The sequence below is a fragment of the Kribbella monticola genome (genome assembly GCF_003261635.1).
GTDB classification, from domain to species: Bacteria; Actinomycetota; Actinomycetes; order Propionibacteriales; family Kribbellaceae; genus Kribbella; species Kribbella monticola.
In genome coordinates this window covers 31,164-46,199 of sequence record NZ_QFXK01000026.1, presented here as the reverse complement: position 1 = coordinate 46,199, position 15,036 = coordinate 31,164, and the positions used below count along the sequence as shown (strand labels likewise).

The 15,036-nt window shown below is 68.0% G+C and carries 13 protein-coding genes; 5 read left to right on the top strand and 8 right to left on the bottom strand.

Annotated elements, in window-relative coordinates:
* Positions 1-57: 57 nt before the first annotated feature.
* Together DIZ26_RS10595 and DIZ26_RS10590 are read right to left on the bottom strand one after the other, a co-directional pair.
* A complete protein-coding gene (locus DIZ26_RS10595; protein WP_112239895.1) occupies positions 58-369 on the bottom strand; it encodes a hypothetical protein in 312 nt (103 codons plus the stop codon).
* Positions 370-403: 34 nt separating this feature from the next.
* On the bottom strand, positions 404-3,046 hold the full coding sequence (locus DIZ26_RS10590; protein WP_157979673.1) for a CHAT domain-containing protein: 2,643 nt from the start codon (positions 3,044-3,046) through the stop codon (positions 404-406).
* 132 nt (positions 3,047-3,178) lie between these two features.
* Here DIZ26_RS10590 and DIZ26_RS10585 point away from each other — a divergent pair, with 132 nt between their 5' ends.
* Together DIZ26_RS10585 and DIZ26_RS10580 are read left to right on the top strand one after the other, a co-directional pair.
* Complete coding sequence (locus DIZ26_RS10585) at positions 3,179-3,775, top strand: GNAT family N-acetyltransferase (RefSeq protein WP_112239891.1); 597 nt, start codon at positions 3,179-3,181, stop codon at positions 3,773-3,775.
* 28 nt (positions 3,776-3,803) lie between these two features.
* Positions 3,804-4,280: an SRPBCC family protein gene (locus tag DIZ26_RS10580; protein WP_112239889.1), complete on the top strand. Its 477-nt coding sequence runs from the start codon at positions 3,804-3,806 to the stop codon at positions 4,278-4,280.
* A 104-nt stretch (positions 4,281-4,384) separates the two neighbouring features.
* Here DIZ26_RS10580 and DIZ26_RS10575 read toward each other — a convergent pair whose 3' ends face one another.
* The 3 genes from DIZ26_RS10575 to DIZ26_RS10565 all read right to left on the bottom strand — a co-directional run bounded on the left by DIZ26_RS10575 (position 4,385) and on the right by DIZ26_RS10565 (position 9,709).
* Complete coding sequence (locus DIZ26_RS10575; RefSeq protein ID WP_112239887.1) at positions 4,385-5,938, bottom strand: phytoene desaturase family protein; 1,554 nt, start codon at positions 5,936-5,938, stop codon at positions 4,385-4,387.
* 42 nt (positions 5,939-5,980) lie between these two features.
* Positions 5,981-7,621: a cytochrome bc1 complex cytochrome b subunit gene (gene qcrB, locus DIZ26_RS10570; protein WP_112240079.1), complete on the bottom strand. Its 1,641-nt coding sequence runs from the start codon at positions 7,619-7,621 to the stop codon at positions 5,981-5,983.
* Positions 7,622-7,729: 108 nt separating this feature from the next.
* Positions 7,730-9,709 carry an APC family permease gene (locus DIZ26_RS10565; RefSeq protein WP_112239885.1) on the bottom strand — a complete coding sequence of 660 codons (1,980 nt, stop codon included), beginning with the start codon at positions 9,707-9,709 and terminating at the stop codon, positions 7,730-7,732.
* A gap of 152 nt (positions 9,710-9,861) precedes the next feature.
* Here DIZ26_RS10565 and DIZ26_RS10560 point away from each other — a divergent pair, with 152 nt between their 5' ends.
* Together DIZ26_RS10560 and DIZ26_RS10555 are read left to right on the top strand one after the other, a co-directional pair.
* A complete protein-coding gene (locus DIZ26_RS10560; protein ID WP_112239883.1) occupies positions 9,862-11,199 on the top strand; it encodes an FAD-binding oxidoreductase in 1,338 nt (445 codons plus the stop codon).
* A gap of 71 nt (positions 11,200-11,270) precedes the next feature.
* Entirely contained in the window at positions 11,271-11,912 is a 642-nt protein-coding gene (locus tag DIZ26_RS10555) for an MOSC domain-containing protein (protein ID WP_112239881.1), read from the top strand.
* 7 nt (positions 11,913-11,919) lie between these two features.
* On the opposite strand, the gene DIZ26_RS10550 is transcribed toward DIZ26_RS10555, so the two are convergent.
* The 3 genes from DIZ26_RS10550 to DIZ26_RS10540 all read right to left on the bottom strand — a co-directional run bounded on the left by DIZ26_RS10550 (position 11,920) and on the right by DIZ26_RS10540 (position 14,043).
* Complete coding sequence (locus tag DIZ26_RS10550; RefSeq protein WP_112239879.1) at positions 11,920-12,399, bottom strand: vitamin K epoxide reductase family protein; 480 nt, start codon at positions 12,397-12,399, stop codon at positions 11,920-11,922.
* Positions 12,400-12,401: 2 nt separating this feature from the next.
* On the bottom strand, positions 12,402-13,304 hold the full coding sequence (locus tag DIZ26_RS10545) for a DUF929 family protein (protein WP_157979672.1): 903 nt from the start codon (positions 13,302-13,304) through the stop codon (positions 12,402-12,404).
* A gap of 166 nt (positions 13,305-13,470) precedes the next feature.
* Entirely contained in the window at positions 13,471-14,043 is a 573-nt protein-coding gene (locus DIZ26_RS10540) for a TetR/AcrR family transcriptional regulator (RefSeq protein WP_112239875.1), read from the bottom strand.
* A gap of 85 nt (positions 14,044-14,128) precedes the next feature.
* On the opposite strand from DIZ26_RS10540, the gene DIZ26_RS10535 reads away from it, so the two are divergent.
* Positions 14,129-15,010: an SDR family oxidoreductase gene (locus DIZ26_RS10535; RefSeq protein WP_112239873.1), complete on the top strand. Its 882-nt coding sequence runs from the start codon at positions 14,129-14,131 to the stop codon at positions 15,008-15,010.
* Positions 15,011-15,036 lie beyond the last annotated feature (26 nt).

Below are 15,036 nucleotides of genomic sequence, written 5' to 3'. Positions count from 1 at the left end.
CAGGAGCGGCGGAGTCGGGGGAGTGGCTGAGACAGCGCCCAGAGCAGGTAGCGGCGGTCAGTCGGTGGGGTCTTCGATGAGCTCGCGGAGGGTTTCCGGGGTGGCGTCGGACATGTTCAGTTCCAGCCGGTTCAGGTTCTTGATGACGATCGTGGGTGCTGGGGTGTCGGGTTTGCTGAGCCGCTTCTTCAGATCGAGAAGGGCGTTGACGAGCGCCACCGCGGACGCGGCGATGGTGAGGATGGTGACCACTTCGCGCGTCTGGTCCCAGCGTTGCGGCTCGACCTCGGCCAGCGCTGCTTCGATCGCGCGGACGGTCGTCTCGTCCGTCGTGTCGATCTCGATCTCCAACGTCACCTCGTCGGCCATCGCTCAGTCACCTTCCAGTTCGTTGTGTCATCGGTCAGATCACGCCGTAGTACCCGAAGGCCGCCCAGTCCTCGGCCCGGTGGCCGTCTTCGCGCAGTTGCCGGCATGCGGCCCGAAGGCTGACATCGGGGCTCTGCGCGGTCGTCCGCAGCGATCGGTGGAAGGTCGCCATCAGTACCGCCGCCGCCCGGTCGTCCACCGGCCAGCGGCTGCCGACAATCGCGCGCGCGCCACAGCGGAACAGGCTGCCCGCAAGCCCGTCGAAGGAATTCGTCCGGTGGTCGGCCGTCACCACCGACGAGCAGGCGGACAGGATGACCAGCGGACGCCCGGCCAACCGGGTCGTCAGCAACAGGTCACGCGCGGACACGGACCGCGCTGAGTTGTAGCGGTCGGCAGTGAAGTGGAGGGCGGAATCCAGGGGACTGGTTTCGACGAACGTCCCGTGACAGACGGCGTGGACGATGTCGAACGGCTCGGCCAGCGCGCGGAGTACGGACTCCTTCGAGCATTCAGGACCTGGTACCACGGTGAGCTGGTCGCCCCAGATCTCCTGCAGGCTTGCCAGTTCTGCGTTCTGGGCAGGAATGTCGTCGCCGTCGTACCCGAGCGCGAGGACCCGGGCCGAGCGCAGATCCCGGGCGCCTGGTGACGCGACCTGGACGAGGTCCGCGCCGAAGCGCACCGATGGCAGATAGGTGCAGCCCAGCGAGGGCCCGGTTCCGGAGATCGACGCGAGCGCCTCGACCGGCAGCCTGGCCAATCTGCCGGGAAGGCTGAGGATGACTCGTTCGGCGCCGGATTCTTCGAGCAGTTCGGCCAGTGGTTCGAGCAGCAGTCGCGCGGCCGACGTACCGGCGGATCGCAGCAGGCGTTCCCGGAACGGGCCAGGATCGAAGTACCGTTGCTCGTTGAGCTTTGCCAGGTTGGCGGCGGGCACTCGCCACATGTGCCGCTTGTTCTCCCACTCGTCGGGACCGGACAGATAGCAGAGCAGCGCACTGACCACCGGTTCACCGAGGTCGAACCGACTGATGAACAGCGACAGGAAAGCGGTCGGTACGTCGGCATGGGCGCCCAGGAGAGCCTTCATCGGTGGGCCGATCGGGTTCTGCTCGAAGTCGGCTTCCAGATCCCGGTGCGACACTCGCTCGAGCAGCGACGGGAACTCGCTGTCCTTCAGCGCGGCCGGCCACAGATCCTCCAACCGGCGGGCCTCGATCTCGTCCAACTGCGCCGCGCGGTCGGCGGCCGGCATGGAGTACAGGCGGATCGCCGAGCCGCGGGCGAGCTCGACCGCGGACAACGCTTCGTCGTTCCAGCCGAAGTCGGTGTAGAGAGTGGCCAGTAATTCGAAGACCTGGACGAACCGCTCGGCCTGGTAGACGAGTTGCCGTTCGTCGGAGAATGCGGAGAACTGTTGCCTGGCCAGCGCAGCGGCCTCTTGCAACTGGTTCAGTGCGGCGACCCGGTCCTGGCCGTACCAGAGAATCAGTTGTGCCAGATAGAACGACGACCGCCAACGGGTCCGGTAGGCGGCGTCGCTGCCGCCGGTGCTGAGGACCGCGTGCAGATCGTCGGCCGCCTGCTGGATCTGCTCGTCGCTCGGATCGGTGAGCGTCATGATGGTGTGGGCCCGGGATTCGGCGACTCCGTAGGCCAAGTGCTGCGCGACCCACGGATCCGACAGCGCGGCATCGAAGTAGGGCAGCGCCGACCTTCGTTGCTCGTCATCGGAATCGCCGACGCGCAGCAGGTCGCCGATCACAAAGCGGACTCGGGCGAGGTGTCCGCCCAACTGGTCTGGAGCCTGGGGGAGATAGTCGGCAAGGACCTGCTCCGCGTCCAGCGCGAGCTCGATCGCGCCCTCGCGCAGACCCGGTCGGTCGGCAAGCCTTTCCAGGTAGGCCTCCGGCCATCGCGCGAGCAGGCTGTAAGCACCCATCGCATAGCTGTGCTGCGCGATCGCCCGGTTGAGGTCGTCAGGTGCCAACGAGATCAGTTCGCCGAACAGTTTGAGGCCGAGCAGACCGATCTCCAGCTCGCCGGTCGCGCGCAGATAGTCCTGGCTGAGATTCGCGGCGAGCTGCGTGATCACATACCGCCCCTCGTCGTCGTAGTGGTTGGTCAGCTTGAGGCGCAGGGCGAGTTTGATCAGGAGGAACCGGTAGCGATGGGGATCGGGCAGCAGGTCGGCCGCCTGGGCCTCGGTCATCAGCCGGTGGGCGTCGGTATCCCCCGAGCGGCCCCACACGTACGGGCCTTCGTCGCGCAGGATGTAGACGGGTGTGCCCGCCTCCCCGAACTCGGCCGGGAACGGCGGATCGACCGATTCCTCGCGGGGCGTGAGGCGCATCGACGAGCAGACCGGACACGGGACGCGAGTCAGGTCGTGCTCGATCTCCAGCCATGACGACGAGCTGCAGTCCCGGCATTCCGCCCGGACCCGGAGTCGATGCGGGGCGACGACCAGACCCTGCTCCCCGCCGCACTGCTCACATCGCCGGCGCAGCGTTTCGTGGACGGCGCCGGCCGTGTAGTTGCCGACGAGTTGGACCCGGTGCTCCCAGCCGCAGTCGGTGCAGACGCCGTAGATCTGTCCGTCGGCCGACAGCATTTCGAACAACTCGGGTGCCATCAGCTGCGGTGGCAGCCAGGACTGATAGATGCTGCGCATTGCTCCCCCTCGGCGCACGCTCGAACACCCCACCTCATTCTGCGCTCCGGGCCAGGATCCGGCGAGCCCTGAGGCCTGCTGCGGAGGCTGCGGGCGATTCGGTGGGGGACAGATCGGCGGAAGCATGCTGACATGGTGTTCATGGGTGGAGCAGGGGAGACGGAGCTCTCCGTTCGGCTGTTGACGGACGAGACGTGGCCGGCGTTCGCGCGGCTGGTAGAGGCGAACAACGGCGTCTGGGGCGGGTGCTGGTGCATGGGCTTCCACGTGAAGCTCGGCAAGGGACGTACGGCGGCGGAGAATCGGAGCGAGAAGGAACAGCGCGTGCAGGAGGGCCGGACGCACAACGCCCTCGTGTTCGCCGGCGACGAGTGTCTGGGCTGGTGTCAGTTCGGCAGCCCGGAGGAGTTGCCGGAGGTGAAGAGCCGCCGCCTGTACGAGAAGGGCCTCGTCGCCCTGCCAGACTGGCGGATCACCTGCTTCTTTACCGGCAAGGGGTTACGTGGCCGCGGAGTGGCGGACGCTGCGCTCGGGGGAGCGCTGGCCGAGATCGCGCGCCTGGGTGGCGGTACGGTCGAGGGCTATCCGGAGGAGACCGACGACCGCAAGGTGTCGGGATCGTTCCTGCACACCGGGCCGATGGCTGCCTTCGAGAAGCACGGGTTCACCCGCACGCGGCCGATCTCCCCGCATCGTTGGGTCGTGACCCGCACGGTCGAGCCGGCCTGACCGGATTGGTGGTGGGTACAGGGCGCCCATGAGTGAAAACGAATGGGTGGTTCGGGCATCGCCGGAGGACGTGTTCGCAGTACTGGCCGACGGCTGGGGGTACGCCGCGTGGGTGGTCGGCGCGGCGCGGATCCGGTCCGTCGACAAGGGCTTCCCGCAGCCGGGGACCAGCATTCATCACTCGGTGGGATCTTGGCCGCTGTTGCTGAACGACGTGACCACGGTGGAGGAGTACGAGCCGAACCGGCGGTTGGTGATCAAGGTACGGGTCTGGCCGGCCGGTGCCGGGCGGGTCGAGATCACGGCCAGCCCGCGGCCGGAGGGGTGCGTGGTGACGATGCGCGAGCACCCGATCCAAGGCCCCACCAACCTGCTACCGGATCGGTTGCTCGACCCGATCCTGCACTGGCGCAACACCGAGACGCTCCGGCGGCTCGCCTATCTCGCGGAGTCCAGGGCAGGACTGCACGCGACCCAACCAGGTGAAGACGGCTCGATGATGTAATCCACTCGCCGCGGCAATCCACTGCCGCATGAGCGGAGCTGGTCCACTGCTGCGTGAGCGAGTGTAGTCCAGTACCGCGTGAGCGCAGGTGGCCAACTGCCGCCTCAGCGGGCGTGGAACAGCGCTGCGCGGGCCGCGTTCGAACCGCAGGCACCGTGGACGCCGCCGCCGGGATGGGCCGAGGCGGACGCGAGGTAGAGCGACTTGATCACGGTCTCCGCGCGACCCAGCCCCGGCATCGGCCGGAGAACGAGTTCCTGGCTCAGCGCCGAAGTTCCCCCGTTGACCGCGCCGCCGACCAGGTTGGCGTCGCGCCGCTGGAGCTCCGGCGGCGTCAGGACGCGGCGCGCGGTGATGTGGCTGGTGAAACCAGGCGCATAGTGCTCGATCCGCGCCTCGATGCGTGCCGCGATCTGTTCCGCCTCGGCCTCGTCCCACTTGCCGGCGATGCTGCCGCCCGCGTCGTCGCGGATGTGCTGCGGGACGTGCGTGTAGGCCCAGCCCGACTCGGTGCCGGCAGGCGAGCGGGTCGGATCTGCAGTCGTCATCTGGCCCATCAGCAGGAAGGGGCTGTCGGGCACCGTCCCGGCCGCGATCTGAGCGGCGCACTTGCGGAGTTCGTCGACGGAGTCCGCGATGTGCACCGTGCCCGGCGCCAGGTCCGGCTTGTCGCGCCACGGAATCGGCGTGTCCAGGGCCCAGTCGACCTTGACCGTCCCGGGATCCCACTGGAAGAACCGGAGCCGTTCTTTCGCCCGCCGCGGCAGCTGCTCCGGCGGAATGAGCTCGCCGTACAACGCCGGCGCCGAAACATCCGCGAGCACGGCGTGCTTCGCGGCGTACTCGGTGCCGTCGGCCGTCTGTACCGCGGTCGCCCGGCCGTCGCGGATGACGATGCGATCCGCCCTGGCGCCACAGACGACCGAACCGCCTCGGGCGGTGAAGCGGTCGGCCAGCGCTTGGCTCAGCCGGCCCGCGCCGCCGCGAGGTACCGGATAGCCGTACTGCTGCGCGATCATCACCAGCAGCCAGCCCATCAGCCCGGATCCCCAGCCGGTCGGGGGAATGTCGGCGTGCTGCGAATTGGTTGCCAGCAGCAACTTGGCCGCGTCACCACGGAATCGGCCGTCGACGACCGTCCGAACAGGTGCCAAGAGCAACTGCAGGCGTTTCAAAGCCCGGCCGCCGAGGATGTGGCGCAGCAGATCGACACCGGCGCGCACCGGCGGAAACGGGGTCAGCAGCGCCTGGATGATGGCCGGGCCGACGCGCTCCCAGTCGGCGTACAGGTCCATCCATGCCTGGCCGTCGCCAGGAGTCATCGCATCGAGCGCGGCAGCTGTATCCGACGGATCGGGATGCACGAGGGCCCAACCGCTACCGAGCAACGGGTTGCCGACGGGCGCGGGCGGGTTGGACCACTCGAGTCCGTAGCTCCCGAGGTCGAGCGCCCGGATCGTGGGGGAGACCGCGGCCAGCGGATAGAACGAGCTGAAGGTGTCGTGCACGTACGAGTCCGCGACCTCCCGCGAGCTGCGCACGGCACCGCCGATGGCGTCGTTGGCTTCGAGGAGGACCACCTCCCAGCCGGCGTCGATCAGCTGGTTCGCCGCGACGAGACCGTTCGGGCCGGCACCGATGACGACTGCGTCGGCCATTGCGGTCTGCCCTCCGCTTTCCTGTCGATGCCGGCCTGCGGATCACGCCGACGAGTCAGGACCTCCAGTACCCGGGCCCAATCGGCCGGCCGGTTCGCTGTGCCGGCTCGCGGTCTCGAGTTCGGTGCTGGTGGGCTTCTGGATGTCGTCCGAGTAGTAGAAGGCCGAGAGCCATGCCCTGATCCGCTCCCGGCGGCGGCGCGGTGCCGGTACGCCGTTGCTGTCGGTGGCCGGCGTGAGTTCGATCGGCGTACGACGCTCTCGCGCGGTGAGCGTGTATGCCTCGTACTTCGAGATCGGCGCGTGCCTCTCGACGTACTCGCCGCTCGGCAGGCGAACGATCACGCCCGTCTCCAGGCCGTGCAGCAGCCGCTCGAGGTCGGCGCGTTGCAGCGAGATCGCGATCCGGCGGGTGATCCAGAACGCGATCACCGGGCCGGCGATGATCAGCACCCGGCAGACCCAGGTGATCGCGTTGATCGACAGGTGGAAGTTGGTCGCGACCAGGTCGTTGCCGCTGTTCAGCCACAGCACGCCGTAGAAGGTGATGATCGCGACGCCGATCCCGGTCCGGGTCGGGACGTCGCGCGGCCGGTCGAGCAGATGGTGCTCGCGCTTGTCGCCGGTGACGAACTGTTCGAGGAACGGGTACAGCGCGACGAACCCGATGAACAACGGCGGCATCAGCAAAGCCGGTACGACGACGTTCCAGCTGATCGTCACGCCTAGGAAGTGGGACTCGACACCGGGCATGAGGCGAACCGCGCCGTCGAGCCACGCCATGTACCAGTCGGGCTGGGAGCCCGCGGTGACCTCGGCGGGGTTGTACGGACCGTAGAGCCACACCGGGTTGATCTGCAGCAGCGCGCCCATCAAGGCCAGCACGCCGAAGACGACGAAGAAGAAGCCGCCGGCCTTCGCGACGTACACCGGCATCAGCGGGTAGCCGACCACGTTCTTCTCGGTCCGCCCAGGCCCGGGGAACTGGGTGTGTTTGTGGTAGATCACCAGGATCAGATGGACGGTGATGAGTCCGAGCAGGATGCCGGGGATCAGCAACACGTGCACGGTGTAGAAGCGTGATACGAACTCGTCGCCCGGGAACTCGCCGCCGAAGATGAAGAACGACATGTACGTGCCGACGACGGGTGCGGCGAGGACGAGCCCTTCGGTGATCCGCAGCCCGGTGCCGGAGAGCAGATCGTCGGGCAGGCCGTAGCCGATGAACCCCTCGATGATGCCGAGGAACAGCATCACGATCCCGATCAGCCAGTTGAGCTCGCGCGGCTTACGGAAGGCTCCGGTGAAGAAGATGCGCAGCAGGTGAACGCTCATTGCCGCGACGAACAGCACCGCGGCCCAGTGGTGGATCTGCCGCATCAGCAGACCACCGCGGATATCGAAGGAGATCCGCAGCGTGGACTCGTACGCCTCGGACATGTGCAGGCCCTTGAGCAGGCTGTACGAGCCCTGGTACTCGACCTCGCCCATCGACGGCTTGAACCACAGGGTGAGAAAGATGCCGGTCAGGATCAGGATGATGAAGCTGTAGAGCGCGATCTCACCGAGCATGAACGACCAGTGGTCGGGGAAGACCTTCCGCAGGTTCTTCTTTCCGATCTTGCCGATGCCGAGACGGTCGTCGGCCCACCGTACTGCGGGGGGCAGTTCTCGATCAGCCATCGTGGTCACCTCATCCGGCTAGCGCTGAGCCTCCATTCAGGCACGCCGCTGCCGGATGAGTAAAATTTGCATAAGTTTGGGCCGATCAGATCAGCCGTCGCCGAGCGGTCAGCCGACGTGGATCCCAGGCCGCTGCGCGGGGTCCGGCTCGTGCTGGCGAATGATCTCCCGTACGACGGGAGCGGTGTCGCCGCGACCCAGGATGAGATAGCGCAGCAGGTGATGGAGGGGGTTCCCCTCGGACCACTCGAAGTGGCAGTGCGGCAGCACGCCGGTGCTGTCGCGTAGCGCGAGCAGGATCGCGGCGATCGCGTTGGGCACGGCGGGGCTGTCGGCCCGTAGTACGCGATGGCCTTCGATCTCGACGCCGTGCACGCGGAGGACGTCGGAGAAGGTGGACGGGTCGACGACATCGATCTCGAGGAACAGGATGTCCGTCCGCCGCGGTACCGGGTCCGTCGCGCGGACGTCGGCCTCCTTCGCGGCGTACTCGGCCTCGTCACCGGCCTGGCGCTGGTTGGCGATCAGGTTGAGGATGCCGTCGGCGCGGATCGAGTCGGTCAGGAAGCGGCGGGCGGCCTCGTCGAACTCGATCCGGTCGGCCCTGAGTTCCGTCGTACGGGAGACCCGGGAGATCAGCGAGACGACGATGATGCCGGCGATGAAGAGACCGGAGATCGCGATGCCGTCCGGTTTCTCGCGGATGTTCTCGACCAGCGCGTACAGCAGGACGAGGGTGAGCACGCTGAACGCGATCGTCTGGCGCCGCTGCCGCCGACGTCCGGCCGAGACGGTGACGGCGACGGCACCGGACACCATCATCACCAGGATCCCGGTGGCGTAGGCGCCCGCCTGGGCGTCGACATCGGCACCGAAGGCGATGGTGATGGCGACACTGATGGCGGTGTAGACCAGCACCACCGGGCGGACCGCGCGCCCCCACTCCGGCGCCATCCCGTACGCCGGGAGGTAGCGCGGGACGATGTTGATCAGACCCGCCATCGCCGAGGCGCCGGCGAACCACAGGATCAGAACGCTGCTCAGGTCGTAGACCGTGCCGAAACCTTCGCCGAGCTTCTGGTGTGCCAGGTACGCCAGCGCGCGACCGCTCGCGGCGCCGCCAGGCTCGAACTCCTTTGCCGGGATGAGCACGGTGGTGATGAAGCTCGTCGCGATGAGGTAGACGCTCATGATCACGGCGGCGACGGTGAGCAGCTTCCTGGTGTTGCGGACCCGGATGGCCAGCCGCTCCTCGGCAGACTCGCCGTCGGCGGCGACCAGCGGCATCATGCTGACGCCGGTCTCGAACCCGGAAAGCCCCAGCACGAGAAGGGGGAACGCCACGACGGCCGGGCCGATGACACCACCGAAGCCGTTCCGGCCCTCGGTGAGAGCGTCGACCCAGTGCGAGAACGCGCCGCCGGTGGTGGCCACGTCGTACAGGCCGACGACCACGATCGCGGCGTTGAGGACGAGGAAGATCCCGACCAGCGGGATCGCGACGCCGACGGCCTCGCTGAAGCCGAGCAGGAACACGCCACCGAGGACCAGCAGCAGGACCACCGTGACCGCGACCTCCTGGCCGTGCAGGAAACCGGGGCTGTAGGGGTTCTCGATCAGGTGCACGGTCGCGTCGGCCGAGGAGAGCGTGATCGTGATGATCCACGAGGTCGCGACGAACCCGAGCAGCACGAGGACGAAGATCTTGCCGCGCCAGAACGGCAGCAGGTTCTCCAGCATCGCGATCGACCCCTGGCCGTGCGGGCTTTCCTTGGCGACCCGGCGGTACATCGGCAACATGCCGAGGAGGGTCAGCGCGACGATCAGCAGGGTGGCCAGCGGTGACAGTGCTCCGGCGGCGAGGGCGGCGATGCCGGGCAGGTAGGACAAGGTCGAGAAGTAGTCCACGCCGGTCAGGCACATCACCTTCCACCACGCCTGCGGCGCGGCGTGGTCCTCACCGGCCTCCGGCCCCACCGGCTGGACGCGGTGACGGAGCAACCATCCGGCAACACCGTGTCGGGTCGCCGAGTCCTTGCCCGGTCCGTCGATCGTGGCGGGCACAACGAGCTCATCAGACTTTGTCACGCGACAAAGGATGCCCGACCCTCCGGTCCACACTGGACACCGCCCACCCCCTGATAGCCGCGGACTGCGTGTCCTGGTTCACATCGGCCGACGTCACAAAAGGGCGGGCTGCGTCGTCGGGTAGGCATTCAGGATCGTGTGGAAGGAATGTCATGAGCTCATCGCTGGAAACCCTCCGTCGCGGCTTCGACGGGGACATCATCGAGCCGGGCGCGGCGGAGTACGAAACAGCCAGGCGCTCGGTGCTCGCGTCGGGTAGCCCGGCCGTTGTGCTGCGGCCCGCGAGCGTCGCCGACGTACAGGCAGGTGTTCGGTTCGCGGCCGACTCCGGACTCGTGCTGTCGGTACGCGGCGGCGGTCACGCCTTCGCGGGCTTCGGTACGAACGACGATGGCGTGGTGATCGACCTCGGCCGGCTGGCGAGTGTGGAGGTCGTCGACAAGGAGCGCCACGTCGTACGGATCGGGGGCGGCGCCACGTGGGGGCACGTGGCGAGCGTGCTGAGCGCTGACGGCCTGTCGATCTCCTCGGGCGATACGAAGAGCGTCGGCGTCGGCGGGCTGACGTTGAGTGGTGGGATCGGGTGGAAGGTGAGGAAGTACGGTTTGACCCTGGACAATCTGGTCGCGGCTGAGGTGGTGACCGCCGACGGATCGGTCCTGCGGGCGAGCGAGGACGAGAACGCGGACCTGTTCTGGGCCCTGCGTGGAGGCGGTGGGAACTTCGGGATCGTCACCGCTTTCGAGCTCGTGGCGCATCCGACGACGGACGTCTTCCACGGCAAGATCGCCTTCCCTGCAACGGAGTTGGCCACGGTCCTCCAGGGCTGGGCCGACTATCTGCGCACCGCGACCGAAGACCTCACCTCGACCGTGACCTTCGCCAACCCCTTCACCGGCGGACCGAACGCGCCGGTCGAGATCCTGGTCGTCTTCGACGGTGACGACCCGGAACTCGCGGCCCAGGCGCTCGACCCGATCCGCCGCCTCGGCACGGTGATCGCGGACGACGTCGCGCTCAAGCCGGTGGCGGACACCCTCGAGGAGGGCATGGCCCCGCCGCCCGGTATCGAGGTCGTCACCCGCAGCGCCTTCGCCAACAAGGACTCCGTCCCGGACGTACTACGAATCCTCGCCGAGACCGGCGCGTCCGAGCGCTCGCCGATCATCGCCGTACGCAGTGTCGGGGGAGCGGTGGCCCGGGTCGCCGACGACGCTACGGCGTACGCGCATCGCCAAGCAGAATTGATGTTCGCGACCACCTTGATCGGGCCGCCCCCGGCGATCGCTGCCGCCCGCCCCGGCCTGGAAGGGATCTGGAGCAGACTCGCTTCGCACGCCACCGGTGCCTACGCGAACTTCCTGAGCTCAGCCGCCGAGGAGGACACCGCCGCGGTCTACCCGCCCGCGACCTACGAACGCCTAGTCACCGTCAAACACCAGTACGACCCAACCAACCTCTTCACCCGCAACCACAACGTCCGCCCCTGACGCCGATCAGGCTTTCCTGATCAGCAAGATCGATCAAGTCCGGGGACAGCGCGATGGTGCACCCTGGAGACATGGGGAAAGGTGACCAGGGGCGGCTGATCGCCGTCAATATCGTTCACGAGATTCGTCCGGGCGCCGGCCGGCACACCGCTATCGACAAACGGCCGGCGGCCGGACGAATCGAGGTGGGGACACTCGGGCTCTCCGGCGACACCCAATGCGACCGTCGATACCACGCCGGACCCGACAAGGCCCTCTATGCCTACGCGACGGAAGACGCTGCCTGGTGGGCGAAGAGGCTGGACAGGGATATCAGCCCTGGTTTGTTCGGTGAGAACCTGACTACCGAGGGCATCGACTGCACGCATGCGTTCCTGGGGGAGCGATGGCGGCTCGGTGCGGACGTCGTGGTGGAGGTACGGATGCCGCGTTCGCCGTGCGACAACCTGTCGCTCCGGATGGGAGTGCCCGCGTTCCACAAGGAGTTCTCCCGGAGCCGGCGGGTCGGCGCCTATCTCGCTGTCCTGGTCACCGGAGCCGTGGCTGCCGGAGATCCCGTGACCATCGAACACCGCCCCATCCACGGGGTCACCGTCGCGAACTGGGTGGGACGGCGGAATCCGGAGCACGCGCGAAGGCTGCTCGACTCGGGCGACGACCTCGCGCCCGACGTACGCCGTACTGCGTTGCGCCTCGTCCGTCAGCGTTCCTGATCGGCCCTCAGTCGAGGGGCGGGAGGGCGAGGCGGATGACGACTAGGCCGAACAGGATGATGGTCAGCGCGTGGACCACGGTGCACCACAGGCAGATGGCGTTGATCTGGAAGAGCTCGGCCCAGATCAGGTAGCAGACGAAGACCACTCCGACGACGACTGCGACCAGCCGTGCGCGACTGGGCCACGGCGACGCCGTCCGCCAGAACGGTGGCAGCGACAGCACGGTCATTGCCGCGAAGAAACCGAGGCCCAGCAGCGCGACCGGTATACCGGCCAGCTTCGAGTACTGGCTGCTCGTGACCTTGGCGCAGTTGACGACACCGGTGTTCGGGCAGGCGAGCGTCGTACCGGCGGTGAAGTGCTCGTACGTCAGGTACGCCGCTACGGCCAGGCCTGCGATCGACACCACCAGCGTGGCCCACGGAAGCCAGCCCAGTGCGGCTGCCTTCTGGGAGCGCTGCTGGGAGGGTGCGGCCCCGGTCATGCTCAGCTCTTCCCGAGCTTGCCGGCCGCCGCAGTGACGGCCTCGCTCGTGCAGACCGCGCTGGGCTGGTTGTTGGTCAGCTTGCACAGCGCGGCTGTGTAGAAGTTGGCGGAGCCGTCGATGGCTTTGGCGATCGGGCTCGACGAGTCCTTCAAGGCGTTCGCGATCTCGGTCTGCGTCTTACCGGCCAGCAGGTCGGGGCTGTACGTCGCGCCGGCCGAGACGAACTTCCCGCCGAGGTCGACGAACGGGATCGAGCCGGCGCTCTGCACGTACGGCGGCTTGTTGTAGGTGTCGAACGTCTTCTGGTCGTCCGCAGTCGGTGTGTCCAGCGGGGCGTACTGGCCGTTCACCTTCTCGTTCGTGGTCGTCTCGACGCCGGTGAAGGCCAGGTACTGGCTGGTGTAGGTCGCGCCGTGGAAGGAGAGCGTCGGCGTGTTCGGGCTCACGTCGTCGGCGGCGGAGTGCGTCGTGCCGAGATTGCTGAAGGTCCCGAAGCGGGACAGCGCGACCGTCACCGGCCAGCGCTCTGCCGCGCAGTACGGGCAGAACTCGGCGCCGATGTAGAGCACCTTCGGCTTGCCGCCGGCGGTCAATGCGGGCGCGGTGATCTCCGACGGGCCGCCCTGCGACGAGCCGGTGCCGACCGCGTTGAACGTGTCGGCGGGGATGGAGCTGAGCGCGGTGACGAGTTGACTGTCGGCCGCGCCGGAAGGTTTGGTCGCGGTCTTCTTCTCGCCGCCAACCAACCGAATGGCGACCAGTCCGCCGATGATGACCACAACCACCACGACGGCTCCGACGGCCAGCAGCAGTCGCCGACGGCGTTCGCTCCGCTGCTGGGCAGCCAGCTCCGCCGCGACCCGTTCCCGTGTCAGGGCCTTCTGTTCGACACGCTTGCTCACTGCAAATCTCCCCTGATATTGGAGCGCGGCGACAACACCGGGAAGTCTGCCACGCAAGCCCAACGCGCCCGCCCGAGCGCGAGCGCGCCGAGTCTAGCCAGGCCGCCTGCGCGTCTTGACAGCGACCGGCCGATTACAGTCTGTGAGTAGTCTGCTGACTGGGCCGTCAGCCCAAGGCCGCGGTTGCTTCGCGGAGTTCGTTGAGGGCGGCCACGGCGTACGAGGCGAGGTCTTCGTCAGCGTCGGACTCGGACCACTGGGCATGGCCTCGCTTGAAGGCGAGGACACCCAGTTCGCCCGCCAAGTGGGCGGTCGGATCGGGCACGCCGCGGGCGACGAGTGCCGTGGTCATGGCGGCCGCCAGACTGACGCTCTTCAGGGCGTCGCGTTCCTGGAGTTCGGCGCTGGCTGCGACTGCCGCCTTGAGGCGTGGCCCGAGGTCGCGGTTCATCGCGCCCATGGCGCTCGATGCGCGGACGAGTCCGGCGGCGACCGCCTCGAGCGGGCTGGCGCCGGCGGGTGCCTCGGCGATGCCCTCGGCCAGCAGCCGGCTCAGGGTGTCCTGCCCGGCGACCAGGAGCTCGCGCTTGTCGGGGAAGTACCGGAAGAAGGTGCTCCTGGTGACTCCGGCCCGCTCGGCGATCTGCGCGACCGTCGTGGCGTCGTACCCCTGCTCGGTGAAGAGATCGACCGCGGCGACGACGAGCCGCTCACGCGCTCCTGGTTCCCAGCGTGCCATGGCCTGATCCTACGTGATGGGACTAGTGTCCCATCACTCTGCTACGGTGATAGGACACTAGTCCCATCACTGTCAGGAGAGTTTCATGCGCGTCTTCGTCACCGGCGGCACCGGACTGATCGGCTCCGCAGTCGTTCCCGAACTCCTCGCCAACGGCCACACCGTGCTGGCGCTCGCTCGCTCCGAGGCATCCACCGTCGCTGCCGAGAAGGCCGGCGCCGAGGTACTGCGGGGGAGTCTCGGCGACCTCGACACCCTCCGCGCCGGCGCGGCCCAGGCGGACGGGGTGATCCACCTGGCCTTCGGGCACGACTTCAGCAGCGCCGAGTCGGTCGCCCGGTCCGTCGCCGAAGAGAGTGCCGCCCTCGCCGCCTTGGGGGACGAACTCGTCGGCACGAACCGGCCGTTCGTCACTGTTTCCGGTACGCCGTGGGTGCCGGGCCGCGCCTCCACCGAGGCGGACCCAGTGCCGACCGACGGACCGGTCGGCGGACGTGGCCGCGCGGTCACCGGCGTCCTGGAGTTGGCCGCGCGCGGTGTCCGGAGTACTGCGGTGCGTCTGCCGCGGACAGTGCACAACGAAGGTAAGGGCGGATTCGCCGGCTTGCTGACGGATATCGCCCGACGGACCGGTGTGTCGGGCTATCCGGGTGACGGAAGCCAGCGCTGGCCGGCCGTGCATGCCCTCGATGCGGCTGTGCTCTTCCGGCTGGCGCTGGAGTCGGCCCCGGCCGGGACCGCCTGGCATGCCGTTGCCGACGAGGGTGATGCCGTGCGTGACATCGCCTCGGTGATCGGTCGGCGGCTGGGGCTTCCGGTCCAGGCAGTGGGGCAGGAGACCTATGGACCGCTCGGGGTGATCTTCGCGGCCGACCAGCCCTCGTCGAGCAGCCACACCCAGGAAGCACTCGGCTGGAAGCCGGTCCACCCGAGCCTCCTGGATGACCTGGAGAACATCCGGCCCTGACCTCTCAGCCGGTCTCGGCCGGTGGG

What these genes read in the sequence shown, in the direction of transcription:
- qcrB (WP_112240079.1), bottom strand. Translation starts at nt 7,621, where the DNA reads ATGGCTGATCGAGAACTGCCCCCCGCAGTACGGTGGGCCGACGACCGT.
- DIZ26_RS10590 (WP_157979673.1), bottom strand. Translation starts at nt 3,046, where the DNA reads ATGCGCAGCATCTATCAGTCCTGGCTGCCACCGCAGCTGATGGCACCC.
- DIZ26_RS10560 (WP_112239883.1), top strand. Translation starts at nt 9,862, where the DNA reads ATGAGCTCATCGCTGGAAACCCTCCGTCGCGGCTTCGACGGGGACATC.
- DIZ26_RS10580 (WP_112239889.1), top strand. Translation starts at nt 3,804, where the DNA reads ATGAGTGAAAACGAATGGGTGGTTCGGGCATCGCCGGAGGACGTGTTC.
- DIZ26_RS10550 (WP_112239879.1), bottom strand. Translation starts at nt 12,399, where the DNA reads ATGACCGGGGCCGCACCCTCCCAGCAGCGCTCCCAGAAGGCAGCCGCA.
- DIZ26_RS10555 (WP_112239881.1), top strand. Translation starts at nt 11,271, where the DNA reads ATGGGGAAAGGTGACCAGGGGCGGCTGATCGCCGTCAATATCGTTCAC.
- DIZ26_RS10595 (WP_112239895.1), bottom strand. Translation starts at nt 369, where the DNA reads ATGGCCGACGAGGTGACGTTGGAGATCGAGATCGACACGACGGACGAG.
- DIZ26_RS10540 (WP_112239875.1), bottom strand. Translation starts at nt 14,043, where the DNA reads ATGGCACGCTGGGAACCAGGAGCGCGTGAGCGGCTCGTCGTCGCCGCG.
- DIZ26_RS10535 (WP_112239873.1), top strand. Translation starts at nt 14,129, where the DNA reads ATGCGCGTCTTCGTCACCGGCGGCACCGGACTGATCGGCTCCGCAGTC.
- DIZ26_RS10575 (WP_112239887.1), bottom strand. Translation starts at nt 5,938, where the DNA reads ATGGCCGACGCAGTCGTCATCGGTGCCGGCCCGAACGGTCTCGTCGCG.
- DIZ26_RS10585 (WP_112239891.1), top strand. Translation starts at nt 3,179, where the DNA reads ATGGTGTTCATGGGTGGAGCAGGGGAGACGGAGCTCTCCGTTCGGCTG.